Source organism: Pontibacter sp. Tf4, assembly GCF_014212495.1.
GTDB lineage: Bacteria > Bacteroidota > Bacteroidia > Cytophagales > Hymenobacteraceae > Pontibacter.
Window position 1 is genome coordinate 72,780 of the sequence record NZ_JACKZC010000010.1, and the last position, 21,108, is coordinate 93,887.

Here is a 21,108-nt window from a genome sequence, read left to right on the forward strand (position 1 = left end):
ACTTATTGTTAAACTATAGTTTTAGCCATTGTAGGTCTGTATACCGCCTAACAGGTTGCGCACATTGCTAAAGCCCTGCTGCTGCAGAAAAGCCTTTGCCGTGGCCGAGCGCGCCCCTGATTTACAGTGCACGATCACTTCCTGCTCTTTCAGGTCTTCCAGGTCATCCAGGCGCTGTGGCAACGTACCGAGTGGGATGTTCTGTGAGCCGGCAATGTTGCTTTCCTGGTATTCCCAGTCTTCGCGTACATCTATAATAACCGGTGTTTCGCCTTTGTTCAGGCGTTCTTTCAGCTCTTCTGCCGTAATATCTGTCGTGATCATAGAGTTATTATTACTTTTCTGGTGATGATTGTTTTGCCTGTATTTATCCGGAAAGTGTACATACCAGCCGGCAGGTGACTCAAATTTAAGGTATTTACCTGAGCATTGCGCTGTTGGGCATAAACTTGCCTGCCGGTTACATCATAAACAACTATAGATCTATAGTTGCCGCTTAACTGCAACTCGCCTTTGCCCGGGTTAGGGTAAACCTCTATGGCAGCTGTTTCAGGCGTTTCGTTCTCTATGCCAAGTGCCGAGCCGGTCATCAGGGGGCGCAGCATAACAGCGCCCTGCAGGTAGGTATCGGGTTGCCAGCCGGTGTTGCTGCTCCATATAAAACGTGTGCCCGGGCTGTTGCTATTCCTGTCGAAACCGAAGTTAATGAACTGGTTGGCCGGCTGGCTCCAGCCCAGGTAAAAAATACCACTCACAGATACGGGCTGGCTTAGCACCACTTCGTAAAATTCGTTTTCTGCTTCGGTGTACTTTACCTCAAAGCTTTCCTGGTGCAGCACACGGCCTGGCTGGCCATTTTCTTCTTCCCAGATCCTGAGGGTAAGTTGACGGCCTTCGTGCAAAGGTGGTATAACCGGGAAGTAAATCTTAAACCCGCGCACCTGGTCCGGACGGTTCAGCTCGAAACGCATGGCAACCTGCGTTGTATTGCCGGAAGCCAGCAGCGCAAAGCCGCCTTCGGCTGTGCCATCGTCATAGGCAAAGAAATCAGCAAAGGTGGTGTAACGAAAGGTCGTGTCGTTGGCAGCCTGTAGCGGGTTTTGCTCCTGCGTATTTAGCCGGAACCCATGCACCAGCGTGAAACCCGCAGATGGCAAAGCAGTACTGTTGACACGTGGCTTTCCGCCGATTTTATACTGCCACGCCTTAGCAGGCACCAGCCCCTGCGCCACCAGAAACGTATCGGCAGCGGAAGTACCGGCCCGTTTCAAAAACCCACGCCAGCTAATGGCGCCTGGCACAATGCCTAAGTTGTTCAGGGTTGCTGTCACAGAATCGGCAAGGGCTGCTTCGGGATTCTCGAGGAATTGGATCGCCGGCATGGCGGTATAGTTACGGAGCAGTGGTGAAACCGGCTGGCTGATGGCAATATCGCGGGTTGTGTTCTGCCCCTTGCGGCGGTTTTTATCCAACTCTATGTAGTCCAGGTTCCAGATATCAAGTAAACCGCTTCGTTGGCCAATGTTGCGGAACCTGAACTGGAATTCGTTATGAAGGTAGCGGGCTTCTTTTAACCCCAGAAATACCTGTGTAAAATCCGTTGTCTGGCCCGGAGCGTTCTGTCGCCATACCTGCTGCCAGTTACCGGAGCTGTCTTTAAAATCGAGGGCCAGGTAAAAAGAGTTTTCTACCGTTCTGTCCGGTACATTTCCCACTCCGCCCGACTGCCAGTAAAAACTCAGGTAAACCGAATCGGCAGGTGTAAGCGCGCCTAAGCGAATGGGCTGTGAGGTAAGCGTATCGGAAGGGCCAGGGTTGGTAGCGCCGGGCAGGTAGGGCTTGCCTGCTGTATTTACCCCGTCAAAAGTCGCTACATTTTTAGTGACCGGTTTATCGGCAAACCGGTTGCTGACATACACGCCGCCGTTTATCCAGCGTGCAGGATCGGGCTGGTTGGTAGTGGTAGCAAAATCATCGAAAAAAGGCAGGCCTACTGCAGCTACTGATGCCGTTCTATAGTTACCGCTGTATTGTACCTGGCGCTGTTCTGCGGGCAGAGGCGTAAATACCACCTGCGCCCGGGCAGCCCAACTATAGCTACAAAGTACAACGGCAAGCAGCAGGATCTTTTTCATAGGGTTCGGCAGATGAGGGAACAAAGGAAGAAGTTAGGGATTTTATGGGTTAAAAGCCATCACCTGTACGCAATTTTTGAGTTTAAGTAAACTACTTAAACCAAAACGCCCGCCACAGGGGCAGGCGCTATAGGTATGGTACGTTGTTTACTCTATGGTCTCGATCGGTTCGGTACCGGCCACCCACAGGTCCACCAGTTCACCTACACGTATTTTGGCACCTACTTCGGCAAACGGACGCTGTTTCAGCACTGTTCCATCCGGCTCGCTGCTGCCCTGCACGTAAAGTATGTTGCCTATCTGCAGCCCCTGCCCTACCAGCAGCACCGACGCTTCATCAACCGGCATTCCTACTACATCCGGCACTTCAAACTCGGTATTGCCCAGGCCATCGCCTACGTGCAGGTCCACTACCGAGCCTTTTGGTATCAGTTCGCCCGGCTTTACTTCTTTGCCATTCACCAGCTGTTTCAGCACCGCGTTTTTCTGCAGGTCCGGTACATTTTTGATCTTGCCTACTTTCAGATCGTAGCTTTTCAGGATCAGTTCCGCATTCTTCACCGACCCGTCGATCAGTTTTGGCATCTTGATCATCGGCGGGTTTTTCATGTTGATGGAGATGTAGATCTTGCGGCCCTCCTTTACCTGCGCGCCCGGTGCCGGGTCCTGTGTTAAGATCTCGAACGGCTTGCGGTCAGAATTGTAACTGGAGTCGTTTACAAAGTAGTTCAGGTTCTGCTCTTCCAGAAAAGCTTCGGCATCCGACAGCAGCATCCCTGTAATTTTAGGCACTGGCACGCTCTCGCCGTGGTTGGTACTCGATGGCAGGTAAAAGTAAAAGAAGCCTATTACAAGCACGCCAACTATAGCTGCCATAATAGCCAGGTGCTTCAGCACATCGGCAAACGAATTCGCTTTTAACATTTTTTTCTTAGACAATAGATGTTAGACAATAGACATAAGACTTTTTATCCTGCACTATTACCAACTTTCTAACTTATAAACTTTTTAACTTTCTAACTATAAGACGCAAGGTATTGCGTCTCTACACTATCGCTTTCATCTTCGTTCGCTCCACGCCGTAGGTCAGGATGCGGTCGATGAAGTCGTATGGTTTGTAGCCGTTGATGGCGGTCTGGTGGAAAATACAGGTTGCCGGCGTCATGCCTGGCAGCGAGTTTACTTCTATGATGATCGTTTCCACTTCATCGTTCTCCAGCACACGCACAAACGCATCGATACGCGCATAGCCTTCAATGTTCAAAATCTGGGCCACACGCTTCAGGTCTTCCTTCACCTGGTCTGATATCTTCTGACGACGCTCCGGGTCAGCGGCATAACGCGCAGGCGTAATGTTTTGTCCTTCTCCAGCTAAAAACTTCTCTTCCAGGCTCAGAACTTCGCCTTCAGCTAATGCTTCCGATGCTTCAAATACTTCGTACTGCACGCTTCCGTCCGGGCCATGCGTTGTCAGCAAACCGCCGGTAATTTCCAGGAAGTGCTTGGCGCCGTTTCTGGAGATAAGCGTCTCTACTAAAAAGCCCTGTTTATTCGGGAATTCTTCTTTAAAACCTAATGACAAGGTGCGGGCACAATCAGTATCCAATTCTTCCATTTCGCGGAAGATCAGGGTAGTAAAGGCTTCCAGTTCGGCACGGTTCTTTATCTTTTTCACAGCAGAGCTGCAACCATCGTCGGCTGGCTTGGCAATGAACGGATAAGGGAAGTCGGTTTCTATAGTTTGGAAGAAGGCTTCTTTATCCTGCAGCCAGTCTTCTTTCCAGGCCATGCGGTGCTTGGCAACCGGCACGCCATGTTTGCCCAGTATTTCGTTGGTTTCGTACTTGTTTATAGTTATCTGCGACGAGCGGATACCCGAACCGTTGTACGGGATGTATAGTTTCTCCAGCTCCGCCTGCAACGCGCCATCTTCACCCGGACGACCATGCAATGCGATAAACACGGCATCTACCAGGTTTTTCAACTGGCTATAGGTGATGCGCTGTGGCTCCTGTAGCGTGCTGCCTGTATACTTGCGGGTGATACTTTCAGCTTCTTCTGCGATCTGGGCCAGCACAGGGTGCGGCTTCCCACCATTCTCAAAGTACAACACCTTCTCTTTAATGTCGTCTGCATTATCCTTCAGCATGATGTTGATCGGGATGGTATACAAACGGTGCTCTTCGTTGCTGCCCGTCAGGAACACCGGAACCGGCTCATACTTTACAGACGAAGAAAGCTTTTCGTAAATGTTACGGCCACTCTCCACCGAAATATGGCGCTCCGACGAGTAACCACCCATGATCACACCCACCCGGATCTTATCATGGCGATGCGCCTGCTCTTCCCTGATGCTCTTATCCAGTTCGGCCAGCAGTTTGGTAAATTTCACCGTGTCCTTGCCAGACTTCAATCGTTCAGCAATGGATGTACGGATAATATAAGTCAGGAATTGTGATGGGTTAAGCCCGATCTCAGCAGCCTGGTGGAAGAAGAATGACGACGGCAACATACCCGATGTGGTATTCGGGTCGTTCAGGAATATCTCGTTGTTATCGGTAATAAAGCCATCCAGGCGCGCATACACGTTAAACCCGAAGGCTGTGAACAAACGGCTGGTAGCTTGTCTTATGCTTTGGATCTGCTCTGTTGGCAGGTTAATTGGCGTAATTTTACGGCTCAGACCCGGCAGGTATTTCGAACGGTAGTCAAATACTTCGCTACCCTTCACGATCTCGGTTGGCGGCAAGGCAATTGGCTGACCCTGCTCATCCTGCACTACAATGCAAGAGAACTCTTTGCCACGGATAAAGGCTTCTACTAACACCTGTTGCTCATGCTCTATGTTGGTCAGCGTAATTGTATCAGTAGCAGTTGTGTTGAAGGTGTTGTTTATATGGTTGAACAGTTCTTCCGGGTGGTAAACTATAGTTTTGTCCTCTAGCTGCACCGGCATACCGATGCCTTCACGAATATCCACCAGCTGCTTGATGCTCATGAGCTGCTTCTCCTCGCCCATTGCCAGCCACTGTGCTTTGTAAATGGTTTTGGTAAAGAAACTGCGCTCTACTCCTAGCTCAAAAACTGAAAAGTCATTCTCTTTTATAATAGAAACCCCGATAGAAGAACCTTGATGCGGTGCTTTTAACACTAGCGGCAAGCCAAGATCAGCTACCAGTTTCTCAAATATCTGCGTACGGTTCTGCTTATCAGACCACTCTGTATAGTTGATGATGCGGTAATCCGGTGTCGGGAAGCCGTGCTGTTTTAGCATTTCCTTCTGCGCCACCTTATCAATACCGATCGCCGACGGAAGTATACCCGAGCCTGAGTAAGGAATATGATACCACTCCAGCAAACCCTGAATACTACCATCCTCGCCATAAGGGCCGTGCAGTGCCAGAAACGCAAAATCAAAATGATTCCGGAATTCGTTTGGCTGCAGACGCTTGCCGGCTTTGGCTATAATTTCGTCCTGCTCTTCTATATTCAGTTCACCCAACGATTCCAGGTATACCTGCAGGCTGTGCTCACTTTCCGGAAGCGCATCAACCGGCGGATAAAAGTCGCGGATCGTACCTTTGTAAATGTACTGCCAATCTAAAAGTATAAAGTTGCCCAGGCTGTCCACAAATACCGGAGCAGCTTCAAAAAGGGCTTTATCTAAGTTATCGTAAACCGTACGGCCACCTGCAAACGAGATCTCACGCTCACGCGACGGCCCACCGAAAATTATTCCTACTCTCATTCCTGCAAAGGTAATAAATTGGAAGCGTTTATTAATAGGGTTAAAAGGTAAGGGTTTTATTTAGAATTTATAACTGGAAGTATAGGTTCAATAGTATAATTCTATTGTCATGTCGAGCGATAGTCGAGACATCTTAAGTGTCATATAATACCTATTGTCATTTCGAGTGCAGCGAGAAATCTATCTCAGCTCATAGTTAATTAAGACATGGCAGCGTGCGCAGCTCCTGCTAGCGTCTGGTGCTATAGTCGACGTTACCTACTAACCGAACCAAGCCGTTGTTCTATAGCATCTACCAATCCTGGGAGCTCTAAGAGCCTACCGTTCTACAGTTTCTTTGGCTCCCTCCCGGGCCGGGAGGCCCCGTCTTCGGGCATCGCGCTGCTTTCGCTTCCTTGGCTCCTAACGTCGCCATGCCTGACGGCACCGGAACCTCTCGAGGCGCTCAACCCAAAGACTAAAAACAAGTTCGATAGCTACGACTAAGGCTATAGTTACTGTGCTTACTTTTAGTCAAAGCAGATTGGTTTTTCTCTTGGTTGTATTTCCCTAGGGACAGGTAAACCTGTCCTCTTCGTGTACTGTAACTATAACACAATAGTCGCAACTGTAACAAAGGCCAAAAGCTCCCCGCCTTAGACAAGGAGGGGCAGGGGTGGTTGGACAACTACAACTATAGAACTATAGCCGTTGACGCTGCAAGAGCTCCGCACAGTGCCAAGCCAAAATCCTGAAAATCCTAAGATCCTGCAAATCCTGATTCAGACAAACTATACTGTTTTCACTATATTTGTTCATCTTTATAAATTTCAGCAACAAAATAAGCTGAAACTCGAACAACGTTAACAAGAAATAAAACTATAACCTTACCACATGAAGACGATTGACCAGTATAACTTTGCCGGCAAAAAAGCGCTGGTGCGGGTAGACTTTAACGTACCACTCGATGCCGATTACCGCATCACCGACGATACCCGTATCCGGGCGGCCGTACCTACCATACAAAAGATTTTAGCCGATGGCGGCGCTGTTATCCTGATGTCGCATTTGGGCAGACCGAAGGCCGGGCCAGAAGAAAAATACTCGCTGAAGCACCTGGTTAACCGTTTGTCGCAGGAGTTTAATACGAATGTACTTTTTGCTGAAGATTGCGTTGGGCCCCAGGCAGCACAACTGGCGCAGGAGTTAAAACCAGGCGAAATCCTGCTTTTGGAGAACCTGCGTTTCCATAAGGCCGAAGAAAAAGGCGATGCTGATTTTGCAAAAGAGCTAGCCACACTGGGCGATGTGTATGTAAATGATGCCTTCGGAACGGCTCACCGCGAGCACGCTTCTACGGCGGTTATTGCCCGCTACTTCCCGAAAGACAAAGTGATGGGCTACGTGATGCAGGCCGAACTGGACAATGCCCGTCGTGTGCTGGGCAACGCAGAGCGTCCTTATACTGCTATTATGGGTGGCGCTAAGATATCGGACAAGATCCTGATCATCGAAAAACTAATGGACCGCGTGGACAACCTGCTGATCGGTGGCGGTATGAGCTACACATTTGTGAAAGCGGATGGCGGCGAGATCGGTTCGTCGTTGGTGGAAGAAGATAAAATTGACCTGGCGAAGCGACTGATTGCCATGGCCCGTGAAAAAGGCGTGAACCTGATGATTCCGGTTGACTCGGTTATTGCCGATGCATTCAGCAACGAAGCCAACATCGACACCAGCCTAAGCCACCACATTAAACCGCTCTGGATGGGACTTGACATAGGACCAACTGCCCGCGAAATGTACGCCGACGTGATCCGCAACTCTAAAACGATACTTTGGAACGGCCCGATGGGTGTATTCGAGATGTCGAACTTCTCGGTAGGTACAGAAGCTATTGCCGATGCTGTGGTAGATGCTACGCGCATGGGGGCATACTCGCTGATCGGTGGTGGCGACTCTGCTGCTGCGGTTAACAAGTTCGGCTATGCCGATAAGGTTTCCTATGTATCGACGGGTGGCGGTGCGCTGCTGGAGTACATGGAAGGCAAAACCCTGCCAGGTGTAGCTGCCATAGAGCGCGACGATTACTAAACTATAGTTTGCTATAGTTGCAAAACATGACTCATCCCGGAGTTTGCCTTATGGACAGAAAGGGCAGCTTCCAGAGCTTGGTCAGCGCCAGGCGGATGCGGGAAAGCGGTGTGGGAGTATTCCCGCACCGCTTTCCTGTTCTATGGGCTCCCAGACGCAGGAGGCGCTCTTTTTGTTTTTCCAGCGCCTTATCCAGCAGGAAGGCGTACACGAGCGTGACGATCTGCAAGGGCTTCATGCGGTTCTCCCAAAACCATAAACGGCAACTCTCCATGCCCATTTCTGATTTATTGAAGCGGAAAGCCTGCTCTATCTGCCAGCGGCGGGTATAGGCAAAGACCACATGCCAGGCATCACGCTCACTTTTAACGTCTCGCCTGTGAGCAGGTACCAGGGCTGGCGGCCTTTGCGGCAGATAATCAAAGTGGGCAGTCCGGATAGTGCGGGTACAGACACAGCATCCACACCAGGCTGCGGCGATAGCTCACCTTTCGGACCATGTCTCTGACGAAGCGCAATAAGGTGGCTTTTTGCCTAAAACAGGAAGTATGCCTCTTTCATCCCAGCCCTAAACTCCGGCATGACTCATGTCTTGCTCTTTCCACTAAAAATCTTTTGTGATAGTAACCCCTAACCAACACGCTCTCCCATTTTATCGCAAACTATAGTTTATACTTTTGCTTCATACATTCTATAAGCGCTTTTTCCTTGTCGAAATCAAGTTTCTGGGCAGCAAAATATTTCCAGATACCATCGATATGGATCAACAGAAGTTCTGCCTCCAGATCAGGGTTGCTATAGTTTAGCTCCCGGAAACACTCTGCCAGCCGGACCTGGCAGGGGCGCATAAAATTTTCGTGGTAACGGGCCGATATCGGGTTAAGGGCCATGATCTTGTATTGCATTTCCCAGAAACCAGGGTTCGAACGTGTCAGCAGGATCGGGAGCTCAATCATATTACTGATATATTTTATTGCCGTCAGTCCTTTCAGGTATAGGTTCGTTTCTAAAGCTGCTGCCTGGTAAGCTTTTTTAAGGATCGCCTCCAGTAGCTGATCTTTGGAACCATAGTGCTTGAAAATGAGCGCTTCTGATGTGTTTGCTTCCGCAGCAATAGACTTGGTGGATGTTGCCCGGGCACCATTTTCCGTAAACAGCTTTAAAGCAGCATCCAGTATCGCTTGTTTCTTACTCATTTATTCACTTCATAATCCTGAAAAAGGCATCTAAACCCTTTCCAGAATAACAGCATATCCCTGCCCCACTCCGACACATATTGTCGCCAGAGCGTATCGCTTCTGCTGTCTTTTAAGCGAAAGCGCAGCGCTTAACACAATGCGTGTACCCGACATACCGAGCGGATGCCCCAATGCAATAGCGCCGCCATTTACATTTACGCGCGCATCATCATCGGCCAACCCTAGGGCTCTGGTACAGGCAAGGCTTTGTGCGGCAAAAGCTTCATTCAGCTCAATAATGTCCATATCCTCTAACCGTAGACCCGCTTTTTCTAATGCCTTTTCAGTGGCGGGTACAGGTCCGATTCCCATAATGCGGGGCTCTACGCCCACTACTGCCGAGCTAACGATGCGGGCCAAAGGTGTCAGTTTATACTTTTTCAGGGCATCTTCAGAGACCACATAGGTAGCAGCTGCACCATCGTTTAACCCCGAGGCATTGCCAGCGGTAACAGTACCATCGGTTTTAAAGGCAGGCTTTAGTTTGGCCAGTGTTTCTATAGTTGTGTTGGGCCTTACAAATTCATCTATTGAAACTATAACCGGGTCGCCTTTACGTTGTGGTATAATTACAGGCATGATTTCTTCCGCCAGGTTTCCGTTTTCCTGCGCTCTGGTGGCTTTCATCTGCGAGTGGTACGAGAACTTGTCCTGGTCTTCACGGGAGATCTTATACATTTCAGCCAGGTTCTCGGCTGTAATGCCCATCGGGTCCACGCCGTACATTTCCTTCATTTTGGGGTTTACGAAGCGCCAACCGAAGCTGGAGTCAAACATCTGGGAATCGGTGCCGAAAGCTTTGGTAGGTTTGGAAACAACCAATGGGCCACGCGTCATGTGCTCTACGCCACCGGCGATAAACACATCGCCATCACCAGCCTTTATAGCCCGGGCTGCATTTATTACCGCAGACATACCGGAAGAGCATAAACGGTTAACGGTTTCGCCTGGCACCGTTACTGGCAAACCCGCCAGCAAACCAGCCATGCGTGCCACGTTGCGGTTATCCTCACCGGCCTGGTTATGGCAACCAAGAATCACATCATCCACCGCTTCTTTAGGTATGTCCGGATTCCGGCTGATCAGTTCTTTTATCACCATAGCTGCCAGGTCATCCGTACGAACCGGTGAAAGCTCGCCCCGCAGATTACCGATCGGGGTTCTGATTCCATCTATGATATAGGCTTCTTTGCTCATAATTTTAACTTTAAAGGTGTTGTATTCAGTTTGTTTTCTTTTTGATATTTTCAGACAGGAAGGCTGTGACAGTGGAAACGCCAAGTCCGATCATACAGCCTAACGTTACGGATACAAACCGCTCTACTGCCGCCCAGTTGGTCATGGTTTCCTGTTCATGTATCACCACGATGATAAGGGCAACTACGGCTGTCCGCGCCACATTCATCAGCTTAAAGAAATGGCAGATAACTATGGCAAGCGTAATACCAAGTACCATCATAACCACTTCCGGCAGCGGCAGTAAAAAGCAGAACAACCCCACACTGGACCCGATCAGGTTAGATTTTACCCGTTCGTTGGTCAGCTTGGGCGAATCTTTTACTTCCGGCGACAGCACAAGTATGATCGAAAGCATTGTCCAGTATAGTTCGAACTGCGGGAAAGCCAGGTATAACAGATAACCGATCAGGAAACCAACCGAACAGCGGACAATGTATAAGATCATGTCTGCATCTATGCTATACTTTCTGCCTTCCATGGTTTCGGTTATAGTTTGTACTCAGGGAAAGAAAGTCAGCAGCTCGTTCTTTTGCTCGCGAAAGCATCCCCTGTTCAACCCGGAGCATTGCTCTACTCCATAAGCGCCTCTTTAAATTTCGCAGTGGTTTTGCTCCGCACCTCTTCCAGGGTAGCGCCGGGCATGAGCTCTGTAAGAGTCAGTTGTCCGTCAATAAACCTGAAAACTGCCAGGTCCGTGATGATCATATCTACCGCTTTAAGTGCCGTTAATGGCAGCGAGCAGGTAGGTACGATCTTGGGCGAACCGTCTTTGTTGGTATGGGTCATGGTGATGATGAGCGTTTTGGCTCCGGAAGCAAGGTCCATGGCGCCGCCAACACCCAGCAGTGGCTGACCAGGCACGGCCCAGTTAGCCAGATTAGCTTTTTCGTCTACTTCCAGGCCACCCATTACCGCAATGTCCACGTGTCTGCCGCGTATCATGGCAAACGAGTCGGCACTATCGAAATAGCTGGCGCCCGGCAGGGCTGTAACCGGAATTTTACCGGCGTTTACCGGATAATCCATTGCACCGCCGCCATCGGTCGGCGCCGGACCAACGCCCAGCATGCCGTTCTCGGTGTGCATCACAATACCATCTTCAGGCGTGATCAGGTCGGCCACCAAGGTCGGGATGCCAATGCCCAGGTTTACCACATCTCCTTTTTTCAGTTCCTTCAATGCACGTTTGGCCATGTTCATGCGTCTTTCACTTACTTTCCGGGAAGAGTCTACAGAGGCTGAGGAACCCAGGTCTTCCGGTGTAAGGGTTGCCTGCACCAGGTAATTCACATAAGAACCCGGAGTATGTACATGTTCCGGGGCGATCTCACCTACTGGCACAATTTCTTCGACTTCCGCAATTACAAGATCGGCAGCGGTGGCCATGGCACGGTTAAAGTTCTGCTCTGTCATGCGGTAAGTCAGGTTGCCGGCGGTATCAGCTTTCCAGGCGCGCACAAAAGCCACGTTGCCCCGTATACCCTCCACAAAAACCTGCTCCACTCCCCTAATCATTTTTGTTTCGCGGCCTTTTGCCAATTCGGTACCAGCTGAGGTTGGCGTATAAAAACCACCAATACCGGCCCCGCCTGCACGTATGGCTTCAGCCAATGTACCCTGCGGTAACAGTTCGTATTCTACTTTACCATCCTGTGCCGCTTTCACTGCTTCCGGGTTACTGGTAAAGAAAGAACCGATCATTTTTTTGATCTGCCCGTTGCGCAATAGCCTGCCGCCACCTATACCGGCTTCGCCAACATTGTTCCCGATAAAGGTCAGGTCCTTTGTTTTGGTTTCAGCCAGTGCGTGCATCAGGTGTACCGGGTTACCCGTCATCCCGAAGCCACCCTGCAATAAAATATCGCCATCCTTTACCAAAGCAACTGCTTCTTCAAGGGTTATCTGTGGTACCGATTTCATCTTTATATCAATGGAAAAATTTTCAAATAAAAGTCGCCTTCATTTTTGGCTGCGTATAGTATATTTTTTGCAAATGCAGCAGGCTGTTCTACACTGGATAAATGGTTGGCATCGAGTTGCACATGCCGTGTGCGGGGTATGTTGGTTGCCAGAAAATCACCGTCTTCTGTGGTGGTCACTTCGTCCTGGGTGCCGCTAATGATGAGCGTAGGAACGCTCAGCTTTGACAGCTCCTCTCTGAAATCCGCATCCCGCACGGCAGCGCAATTAGCAACATAACCTTGCAGAGAAGTTTGTTTGAATTTCTCCAGCACAGCGTCAACAATAGCTTTATGCTCTTTCCTTAATTCAGGGGTGAACCAGCGTTGTGCCGTGCCATCTAAAATGCTCTGTAAACCATGTTCTTTTACCTGCGCAATGCGGGTGTTCCAGCCCTCTGCGGTCCCGATCTTAGCTGCTGTGTTGGCAATGATGATCTTTTTGAAGCGCTCCGGTTTGTGTATGCCCAGCCACTGCCCGATCAATCCACCCATCGACAACCCGCAGAAGTAAACTTTGCCTAACTTTAAATGGTCCAGCAGGTCAATTACGTCCTGGCCCAACTCAGCTATAGTTACCGCATCCGAACTGATAGTACTCTGCCCGTGGCCCCGGGTATCATACCGCACGATATTCAGATGCTCCCTTAGGATATGTGCTACCTCATCCCACATCGACAGGTCTGTGCCCAGCGAATTTGAGAACATAATGGTATCATCATGCCCCAGGTCTTCATAGGTATAAAAACAGTCGTTATCAGCGATTTTTATAGTTGGCATAGGTTGTTGTTTCTATCTTATAGTTTGACTGGCTGATACTTATTCGGATGCAGCAGTTTGCTCCCGGCTAAAAACACAGATAAGATGGAGTTATAAACTATAGCTCCATCTCATCCGGAAATTATAGTTTAAGCTGGCCCGTGCGTACGCTCGATCTCTGCGGAGAACACACCTTCTTTCTCTTTGTGTATCTCAAAATCAAAATCAATGGAAGCAAACGGCTCATCGATGTTGAATTTCTCTTTTGCTTCTGTAGCTGAATAGCGGGTAATATGCGGCACCAGTTCTTCACGCGTGGCAAAAGCAAAATCATCCCAGATAAGCGGATCGCCTTCGATGTTGATCTGTGTGGTTAGTTTGCGATGTCCTTCGGCGGTTACAAAGAAGTGGATATGCGCCGGGCGACTGCCGTGGCGACCAATGGCTTTGAGTAACTGGTCTGTAGCGCCGCCCGGCGGACAACTATAGCCAACCGGTAAAATGCTCTTGAACCTGTATCTGCCGTTATCGTCAGTAATAATAGCTCTTCGTAAATGGAATGGCGGCTGAGAAGAATCAAAAATAGAGTACATGCCTCTCAGGTTGCAATGCCACACTTCTACTTTAGCGTTTGGAACCGGCTTGCCCGAATCATCACGTACTTGGCCCTGCATGTATAGTCTTTCCCCACCTACTTCTGGCTCCGTTTCAAGCTCAGCATAGGCATAAGATTCCGGTGAACCCGGCACGTAAAGCGGGCCTTCAATAGTTCTTGGCGTACCGCCTGTTATACCGGCTTTAGCTTCAGCTTCGTCCATACGCAGGTCCAGGAAGTGCTCCAGGCCAATGCCAGCTACCACCAGTCCCCATTCGTTATTTTTACCGGTTAGTGTCAGCCAGTCTACTGCTTTCCAGATTTCTTCCGGCTGAATATCCAGGTCTTCGATGGCGTAAAACAGATCGCGGGTAAGGCGGTTTACAATCTCTTTTATACGATCCGAGCCGTGGCCCTGTACCTCTGTAGATTTTATCCTTTCGATAACTGCGTCTATCTGACTTCTTTCCATGTTAGTAAAGTTTTAAGGTTATAGTTTAGATTGTTAAAAGGTGCTTGTTTAGTGGGCTTCTTCTTCGTTTTTGACAGATGAGTAATGCTGGCAGAGCGCTGTTACTTCTACTTCCATGAACGGGTAAAGCGGAAGCGACATCAGGATATCGTGCAGTTCGCCGGCACTGGCAACATTAAAAATGCTGATGTTGGCGTACTTGCCTGCAATACGCCAGATGTGCGTCCATTTGCCCTGCCGTTGTAAGTCTTGCGAAAGTGCTTTTTCCTTCGCTTTCAGGTCATCCACATAGGTCTTATCCAGGTCCAGAGGGATATTCACTGTCATGTGCACATGAAATAACATAGTTTATTTTCTTTTATATTTTTCTACCTGATTCATATCCAGCGCTATCCCTAATCCCGGGCCCTGCGGAATCTGCATCACGCCATCGGCATAGGTCAGCTTTTTTGTAACGATGTCGTCGGTGAGCAGAAGTGGTCCGAAGAGCTCGGTGCCCCAGTCAAGGGTAGCGAGGGTGCTGAAAACATGTGCTGAGGCAACTGAGCCAATCGTACCTTCCAGCATAGTTCCGCCATAAAGGCTTATGCCTGCGCCCTGTGCAATGGCTGCTTGTTTCTGAATATTAGTCAGGCCACCTGCTTTTGAGATTTTTAAGGCAAACACACTGCCTCCACCAATTTTGGCGAGCTTAAAAGCATCCGACACTGTTCCGGCAGCTTCGTCGGCCATGATCGGTACTTTAAAGAATTGGGTAAGCCGGGCGAGTCCGTCGAGGTTTGTTTTGACAATGGGCTGTTCGATCAGGTCGATGCCCGCGTCCTGTAAGTACGCAATGCCTTGCTTGGCTACACCTTCTGTCCAGGCCTGGTTAATATCAACTGTTACTACTACTTCTGGCCCTACAGCATTTTTAATAGCGGCTACGTGGGTTACATCAGTCCGCCAGTCGTTGCGGCCAATCTTTAGTTTAAAGGCTTTGTGCCGGCCGTTTTCCAGGAGGGTATGCGCTTCCTGAATGTCTTTATCCGTATCGCCGCTGGCAAGTGTCCAGAGCACGGGTAAGGTTTGGGTAACCGCCCCACCCAGTAGCGTGGCAACCGAAACACCTAATCTCTTGCCCTGGGCATCTAAAAGGGCCGTTTCGATGGCGGATTTTACAAAGTGGTTGCCTTTTATAGTTTGCTCCAGCAAGGCCATAATGGCATTTAAACTCAAGGCAGATTTACCCTGCAGCAGCGGAGCAATGTACGTATCGATCGTCAGCTTCATCCCTTCCGGCGATTCGTCGCCGTAGCTAAGGCCGCCTATAGTTGTGGCTTCGCCTAACCCTTCTATTCCATCGCTGCAAATCAACCGCACAATTACCATGGTCTGGTTGCGCATAACGGCCATCGACAAATGGTGCGGGCGTATGGTAGGCAGGTCAACTATAAGCGATTCAATACGCTCTATTTGTATGTCTTTCATATAGTTAGCTGTACGAGTAAACTTAAAAATGAGTGTTCACTTACTTTAGGAAGTAACCACTCACTAAGTATTACAAATGTAGCCGTACAGCCCTCCGGGGGATAGGATTTATCCTTTAATATTAAGACAAATCGAACATGATGTGCTTACGAATTATTAACGCCTATCTTTTTGCGGAATTCTACAGGGGTCTGGCCAGTTCTTTTCTTAAAAATTCTGGCAAAATAGGCGGGATCATCAAAGCCAAGTGTATATGAAATTTCTGAAATACTGCTTTCTACATCAGAAAGTGCCAACTGGGCTTTGGTAATAAAGTGGTCTATCAGAATATCTTTAGGTGATTTACCAGCAATATCCCGGCAGATGCGGCTAAGATGCCCGGTTGAAATGGATAGGTCACGGGCATATTCTTCCACATGTTTTTTGTAAGATTCTTCTGCCCTGATGAGTTGATGAAACCTGCGATAATAGACTTTGCTGCTGTTGGAAGAAGCAAAAAACAGGGACTTTCTGCCCAATGCAATCCGATACAACTGCACAAGCATCTGCCCTACCAGGTGCTGTAGCATCAACAAGCGCCCCGGCAACTGGCTGTTATACTCTGCCACACACTTCTGCATGGTTTCAAATACTTCTGAAATGGCCGATTGCGCTGGAGAAACTTCAACAATATGAATTTCTTCCATCCCGAAAATAACATCGGCTTCGCGTTGCAGCATGTGCTCCAGCACCGTGTCGGCCAGGTTCAGAATCCAGCCGGTAACATGCGTCTGGTGCACAAAACCATGCTCTATATTTTTAGGGACAACTATAAATGTGGGACCTTGTATTTCGGTTTTCTCTGTTCCGCAATAAAACTCCGTTTGGCCACTCTGGATCAGGAATATCTGCAGAAAATTATTGTGCGCGTGTAGTTTTACATGTCCCTGGTGTTGTTTGCCGATTTCCCCGAATGGGTGCACATTGATAAGGCCTTTTGCAAATTCGATGGAGTTGGTGCCGTAAAGTCCTTTGTAAAACCGTTTTGTGTGCATGCTTTAAGTTCAAACTTTTAGGGGCGAAAACAAAGCAATTACCCCGTTTTAAAACCTGGAACAATAAAAGATTTATCCTCAGGATTGTTTACCCGAGTTGGCAATAAGACAGGAATGAAAATAAGCAGGACAGATCAGGTTGCTTCAGGAGCTATAGTTGGCTGCTTTGTTTCGTAAGGTTTCCCGATCAGCTTTACTTCGTAGGCATTGCTTACGCCTTTCAGGTTCAGGTAACTACGGCCCATAGAGTAAGGTGGATTTTTGAGAAGACGATAAGCCAGATCAGAGATCACAAAGCTGTTATTGAGCTCCCGGGTGGCGGCCTGCAGTCGGGCTGCAATGTTTACCGGATATCCCATTACGGTCAGGTTGTTGCTTAGGCCAATGCCTACGTTTCCTACGATCACCTTGCCCACATGCACGCCAATACCTACCTCAAACGTATGGCTAAAATAGGGCCGCATGTACGTATTGTTAAAGATACGGAGGTCTGCCAGAATTTTTAAGCCAGCTAGCACCGCCGACTCAGTGGCCTGCTTTATTTTACTGTTCAGTCCGAAAACAGCATAAAGCCCGTCGCCTGCGGTTTCTATGATCTCGCCATTATAGTGTGTAATGGCATTCTGGAAAATGGCAAAGATCCGGCGCATGATATGGATCACATCAAAAGGCAGGCTCGCCTCAATGAACGGTGTAAAGTCGCGGATATCGATAAAGAAAAGTGCCAGCTTTCTACGCTCGCCCATCACCCTGGTCGTATCTTCCGAATCATTGATAAGAATGTAACGGTCCGTTTCGTCCCGGATCAGACGCTGCACTTCTACCCCATCGCCGTTTACCCGCGACTGGCAGGCTAATCTTACGTTATCCGGAAACTTCTTTACATTTTTGATGGCCCGCTCATAACTGGTGGGCGGGGTAAGCTGTTCCTGCCCCTGCAACACCAATACCCTACAAGTAGTACATTGCCCTTTCCCACCACAGGCGTGGTAGTGTGGTATACCAGCAGCCAGCGATGCCTGAAGCATTGTCTGGCCTTCTTCTACAGGCACCACCTGCTCGCCTTTGAAATTTACATAGTAGGGCATCAGCACATATCGTTTACTTATAGTTTACACATTTTCACCGGCGTCCTCTTTCACCAGATCCTGGTACTCAGGGTGCTTTTTAAGATAGGCCCGCATATAAGGACATAACGGAATTAACTGTAATCCTCTTTCACGGATCTGCTCCAGCGCAAACTTTGTCATGGCGCCGGCTATGCCACGGCCTTCCAGCTCCTTTGGCACCTCAGTATGCAACACAGTTATTACGCCGGGACGAAGCTTATAGTCTATAATTGCCGTGTGGCCTTCTATAGTTGTCTCGAACCTGTGCTGCGCCGGATTATCTTTTACTTCAATTTCCATAGTTTTAACCTTTCTCTACTACTGACAGAATTTTGCCGGCCAGGCCCAACTCTTCCTGCAGAATAGTGTGTGGCCGGCCAGGGTATATTTTTTTGGTAACAATAGCGCCCAACTTTTCCATCGTTTTGGCCGTCTCATCTACTCTGCTTACGGGCACATGCGGATCAGGGTCGCCGGTGGTAAGCAGTACCGGTGTACCGTCAAAATTGCCTTTATAGCGGTCAGTAACCAACTGCTGCCCGATAAGACCTCCAGTAAACAGCAACAGTCCGCCATACTTTCTGGCATTTCGGGTAGCATATTCTGAGGTTAGACAAGCGCCCTGCGAAAAACCACCCAGGTATATATCTTCACTTTTTATGCCCTGCTCCAGTATAATTTTTACTACTCCGTCCAGTAACTCCAGGGCAGAATCCAGGGCTGGTTGATTCTGCTCTTCAGGTGCCATAAAGCTATACGGATACCAACTATGGTTTGTAGCCTGCGGTGCATACAGTGTAAAGTCCTGCACGGGCAAGTGGTTCGCCAGGTCCAGTATACTTTGGGCAGATGCCCCACGGCCATGCACCAGTATCAGTGCTTTACCTGTTTCGGATAAAGGTTTGCCCCGCGTGATGACGTCGTTCTTATGTGTGTACATGTTACTCTCTTTTATCAACTATGGCGCTTAGCCTTATTTCAATGTCACGAACACCGAACTGCGCGTAGCAGGCTTCAGGTTACGTGTTTTGTGTCCTTTGCCGGTCGTATCCTCCAAAAGCAGCACGTGCCCGGTTTCAAATTGCCGCTTTTCGCCTAACGAGGTTTCTATCTCAATTCCGCCATCCATCAGGAAAAGGTATTGCCTTTCAGGTGCATTATGAAAATCGTAGTCGTACGTAGATTTTACCTTCCTGAAAATAATACGCTCCACCTCTTCCCGCTCCGACAAAAAACCTATTTCTCCTTCTTATTCCAGCGGTCTTGAAAGGTCTTCGAAGCGGCTGTCTCCGTTTTCATCGGCGTATATTCTTGTGATGGCATAAGCGTCCATAGTTTTCGTGTTTAATGAATGATGAAACTATAGTTTAGTGCTGCGCGGGCTTAGTCAACTTTAGGCAACACAGCTTCTATCTCGGCTCTGCGTGGCTCGTACTGCGGCGGCAACAGCAGATTACTTCCCAGTTTATCCCAAGGCTCATCAATGCCGAAGCCCGGGTTATCGGTAGCAATTTCGAACAGCACACCACCCGGCTCCCGGAAATAAAGCGAATAGAAATAGTTTCGGTCTATCTTATTGGTAATGTTGTAGCCCAGGCCGGAGATCTTATCATGGAACTGCATCAATTCGTCCTCATTTTTTACCCGGAAAGCAATGTGGTGGTTAGTACCAGCCCCACCAATGCCGCGCGCCTCGTTCGGTAATTCTACCATGTCAATGATGTTGGCTGTATCCACGGCGTCGGTTTTGTAGCGATAGCGGTTACCACTTTGCTCTTGCAAACTATAGCCGAAAATATCGGTCAGGATTTTCGCTGTTTTCTCTTTATTCTGCAAGGTTAGGGTTACGCCATGGAAGCCTTTAGTTGCCACATTTGCCTTCACTTCATCAGTTTCCCAAGGCTTGCGGTTATCGCCGTTTTTCGGGATCACCAATTCCAGTTTTAACCCATCCGGGTCCAGAAAGGTCAGGTATTTTTCGCCAAACTTTTCGGATGGCTTGTTGTAGATCACGTTGTGCTTTTCGAAGCGGTCTATCCAGAAATCGAAACTGCCTTCCGGCACGGCGTAGGCAATGTTGGTGGCCATGCCTGTACCGGCGCTGCCCCGGCGGGCCCCTTCGTATGGGAAGAACGTCAGGATGGTACCGGCACTGCCTTTTTCATCTCCGAAATAGAAATGGTAAGTGCCCGGGTCATCAAAGTTCACGGTCTTTTTGAGCAAACGCAGTCCCAGTACTTTGGTGTAAAAATCTAAATTCTGTTTGGCCATACCCGCAATCGCTGTGATGTGGTGCAGCCCTGCTATCTTCGTTTCCATTATCTTATTTTAGAATGATATTTCAAGAAAAATTTAAAAGAGGTCAATCTTCTGCCTGTCTTAGGACTGCTTTACAAGCTGAACTTCAGCCAGTAACCTGATCTCATCACTTACTACTACGCTGCCGGCTTCTGTAACGGCATTCCAGGTAAGGCCAAAGTCCTTTCGACTGATCTTCCCTTCCACTTTAAAACCGGCTTTTGTTTGTCCGTAAGGGTCCACTACTATACCACCAAGCTCCACGCCAACAGTTACCGGCCTGGTCACATCGCGGATGGTCAGGTTGCCATGCAACAGGTAATCATTGCCGCCTACGTTCTCATAACTTTTGCCTTCGAAACGTATCTCTTTATACTTCTCAACCTCAAAAAAGTCTGCCGATTTCAGGTGTGTGTCGCGTTGCTCATTGTTGGTGCTGATCGAGTTAACATCGGCTGTGAAGACAATCTTCTCTGCGCGCGTGAACTTGTCGTCTGAAGTGATTGCCTCTATGTTAAAATTTTTGAAGTAGCCGGTCACCGTCGTGATCATCAGGTGCTTTACTTTAAACTGTACTTCGCTGTGTGTCGGGTCTGATACCCATTTTATAGTTGCCATTTCTGTTTCTTGTTTTAATTTTTGGTATTGCTCTGTTAAATCAACAAAACAAATGTATGTACATTTAATGTATATACAACAATTACTGTTTTAATTTTGTTTCGCCCAATCACAATGTCTCTCGAACATAAGCCGCGAAAGCTTCCGTAACTACCTCAAAAACACAGAGAACTATAGTTTATCAGGCTCCATTCTTTGATACCTGAAAGGCTTACCAGTTACAGTAAGATTGAAGGGAAACTATAGCTGGTTTAGATCTATAGTTAGTTATAAAAAACTATAGGCTGGAACAGCAAATCATACACTTTTAATAGAAACTATAGTTGATAGAGCGGGATGAGCTGATCGATTTTGCCAAACAA

The 21,108-nt window shown here is 48.6% G+C and carries 21 protein-coding genes; 1 reads left to right on the forward strand and 20 read right to left on the reverse strand.

What is annotated here, in order from left to right:
- Nucleotides 1–21: 21 nt before the first annotated feature.
- From H7F15_RS16350 to H7F15_RS16365, 4 genes are all read right to left on the reverse strand, one after another.
- Nucleotides 22–324: a rhodanese-like domain-containing protein gene (locus H7F15_RS16350; protein ID WP_185198069.1), complete on the reverse strand. Its 303-nt coding sequence runs from the start codon at nucleotides 322–324 to the stop codon at nucleotides 22–24.
- Nucleotides 321–2,135 carry a T9SS type A sorting domain-containing protein gene (locus H7F15_RS16355; RefSeq protein ID WP_185198070.1) on the reverse strand — a complete coding sequence of 605 codons (1,815 nt, stop codon included), beginning with the start codon at nucleotides 2,133–2,135 and terminating at the stop codon, nucleotides 321–323. The genes H7F15_RS16350 and H7F15_RS16355 overlap by 4 nt, the downstream gene beginning before the upstream one ends.
- A gap of 147 nt (nucleotides 2,136–2,282) precedes the next feature.
- Nucleotides 2,283–3,059, reverse strand: a complete 777-nt coding sequence (locus tag H7F15_RS16360) for a PASTA domain-containing protein (protein ID WP_185198071.1) — start codon at nucleotides 3,057–3,059, stop codon at nucleotides 2,283–2,285.
- 121 nt (nucleotides 3,060–3,180) lie between these two features.
- Nucleotides 3,181–5,883: a D-alanine--D-alanine ligase gene (locus tag H7F15_RS16365; protein WP_185198072.1), complete on the reverse strand. Its 2,703-nt coding sequence runs from the start codon at nucleotides 5,881–5,883 to the stop codon at nucleotides 3,181–3,183.
- A gap of 873 nt (nucleotides 5,884–6,756) precedes the next feature.
- Here H7F15_RS16365 and pgk point away from each other — a divergent pair.
- Nucleotides 6,757–7,956, forward strand: a complete 1,200-nt coding sequence (gene pgk / locus H7F15_RS16370) for a phosphoglycerate kinase (RefSeq protein WP_185198073.1) — start codon at nucleotides 6,757–6,759, stop codon at nucleotides 7,954–7,956.
- A gap of 31 nt (nucleotides 7,957–7,987) precedes the next feature.
- On the opposite strand, the gene H7F15_RS16375 is transcribed toward pgk, so the two are convergent.
- From H7F15_RS16375 to H7F15_RS16450, 16 genes are all read right to left on the reverse strand, one after another.
- Nucleotides 7,988–8,299 (reverse strand): hypothetical protein, encoded by a 312-nt coding sequence (locus H7F15_RS16375; protein ID WP_185198074.1) that lies wholly within the window; start codon nucleotides 8,297–8,299, stop codon nucleotides 7,988–7,990.
- A 319-nt stretch (nucleotides 8,300–8,618) separates the two neighbouring features.
- Nucleotides 8,619–9,152 carry a TetR/AcrR family transcriptional regulator gene (locus H7F15_RS16380; RefSeq protein WP_185198075.1) on the reverse strand — a complete coding sequence of 178 codons (534 nt, stop codon included), beginning with the start codon at nucleotides 9,150–9,152 and terminating at the stop codon, nucleotides 8,619–8,621.
- A 30-nt stretch (nucleotides 9,153–9,182) separates the two neighbouring features.
- Nucleotides 9,183–10,391, reverse strand: coding sequence for a 3-oxoadipyl-CoA thiolase (gene pcaF / locus H7F15_RS16385; protein ID WP_185198076.1), 1,209 nt, complete (start codon nucleotides 10,389–10,391; stop codon nucleotides 9,183–9,185).
- Nucleotides 10,392–10,416: 25 nt separating this feature from the next.
- The gene (locus tag H7F15_RS16390; RefSeq protein ID WP_185198077.1) at nucleotides 10,417–10,911 is read right to left on the reverse strand and encodes an aromatic acid exporter family protein; all 495 of its coding nucleotides are present in this window, start codon (nucleotides 10,909–10,911) and stop codon (nucleotides 10,417–10,419) included.
- Between the two features lie 92 nt (nucleotides 10,912–11,003).
- Nucleotides 11,004–12,353: a 3-oxoacid CoA-transferase gene (locus H7F15_RS16395; protein ID WP_185198078.1), complete on the reverse strand. Its 1,350-nt coding sequence runs from the start codon at nucleotides 12,351–12,353 to the stop codon at nucleotides 11,004–11,006.
- A 2-nt stretch (nucleotides 12,354–12,355) separates the two neighbouring features.
- Nucleotides 12,356–13,171, reverse strand: coding sequence for a 3-oxoadipate enol-lactonase (pcaD, locus tag H7F15_RS16400; protein ID WP_185198079.1), 816 nt, complete (start codon nucleotides 13,169–13,171; stop codon nucleotides 12,356–12,358).
- A gap of 128 nt (nucleotides 13,172–13,299) precedes the next feature.
- Nucleotides 13,300–14,217, reverse strand: coding sequence for a catechol 1,2-dioxygenase (gene catA, locus H7F15_RS16405; RefSeq protein WP_185198080.1), 918 nt, complete (start codon nucleotides 14,215–14,217; stop codon nucleotides 13,300–13,302).
- A 48-nt stretch (nucleotides 14,218–14,265) separates the two neighbouring features.
- The gene (catC, locus tag H7F15_RS16410; protein ID WP_185198081.1) at nucleotides 14,266–14,562 is read right to left on the reverse strand and encodes a muconolactone Delta-isomerase; all 297 of its coding nucleotides are present in this window, start codon (nucleotides 14,560–14,562) and stop codon (nucleotides 14,266–14,268) included.
- 3 nt (nucleotides 14,563–14,565) lie between these two features.
- Nucleotides 14,566–15,687 carry a muconate/chloromuconate family cycloisomerase gene (locus tag H7F15_RS16415; RefSeq protein ID WP_185198082.1) on the reverse strand — a complete coding sequence of 374 codons (1,122 nt, stop codon included), beginning with the start codon at nucleotides 15,685–15,687 and terminating at the stop codon, nucleotides 14,566–14,568.
- 146 nt (nucleotides 15,688–15,833) lie between these two features.
- Complete coding sequence (locus H7F15_RS16420) at nucleotides 15,834–16,721, reverse strand: helix-turn-helix domain-containing protein (RefSeq protein WP_185198083.1); 888 nt, start codon at nucleotides 16,719–16,721, stop codon at nucleotides 15,834–15,836.
- A gap of 134 nt (nucleotides 16,722–16,855) precedes the next feature.
- Entirely contained in the window at nucleotides 16,856–17,809 is a 954-nt protein-coding gene (locus tag H7F15_RS16425) for an adenylate/guanylate cyclase domain-containing protein (protein ID WP_185198084.1), read from the reverse strand.
- A 24-nt stretch (nucleotides 17,810–17,833) separates the two neighbouring features.
- The gene (locus tag H7F15_RS16430) at nucleotides 17,834–18,130 is read right to left on the reverse strand and encodes a GNAT family N-acetyltransferase (protein ID WP_185198085.1); all 297 of its coding nucleotides are present in this window, start codon (nucleotides 18,128–18,130) and stop codon (nucleotides 17,834–17,836) included.
- 4 nt (nucleotides 18,131–18,134) lie between these two features.
- Nucleotides 18,135–18,770 carry an alpha/beta hydrolase gene (locus tag H7F15_RS16435; protein ID WP_185198086.1) on the reverse strand — a complete coding sequence of 212 codons (636 nt, stop codon included), beginning with the start codon at nucleotides 18,768–18,770 and terminating at the stop codon, nucleotides 18,135–18,137.
- A gap of 33 nt (nucleotides 18,771–18,803) precedes the next feature.
- Nucleotides 18,804–19,061: a hypothetical protein gene (locus tag H7F15_RS16440; protein WP_255481290.1), complete on the reverse strand. Its 258-nt coding sequence runs from the start codon at nucleotides 19,059–19,061 to the stop codon at nucleotides 18,804–18,806.
- Between the two features lie 152 nt (nucleotides 19,062–19,213).
- Nucleotides 19,214–20,149: a ring-cleaving dioxygenase gene (locus H7F15_RS16445; RefSeq protein ID WP_185198087.1), complete on the reverse strand. Its 936-nt coding sequence runs from the start codon at nucleotides 20,147–20,149 to the stop codon at nucleotides 19,214–19,216.
- Between the two features lie 60 nt (nucleotides 20,150–20,209).
- Nucleotides 20,210–20,746: a YceI family protein gene (locus tag H7F15_RS16450; protein ID WP_185198088.1), complete on the reverse strand. Its 537-nt coding sequence runs from the start codon at nucleotides 20,744–20,746 to the stop codon at nucleotides 20,210–20,212.
- Between the last annotated feature and the right edge of the window lie 362 nt (nucleotides 20,747–21,108).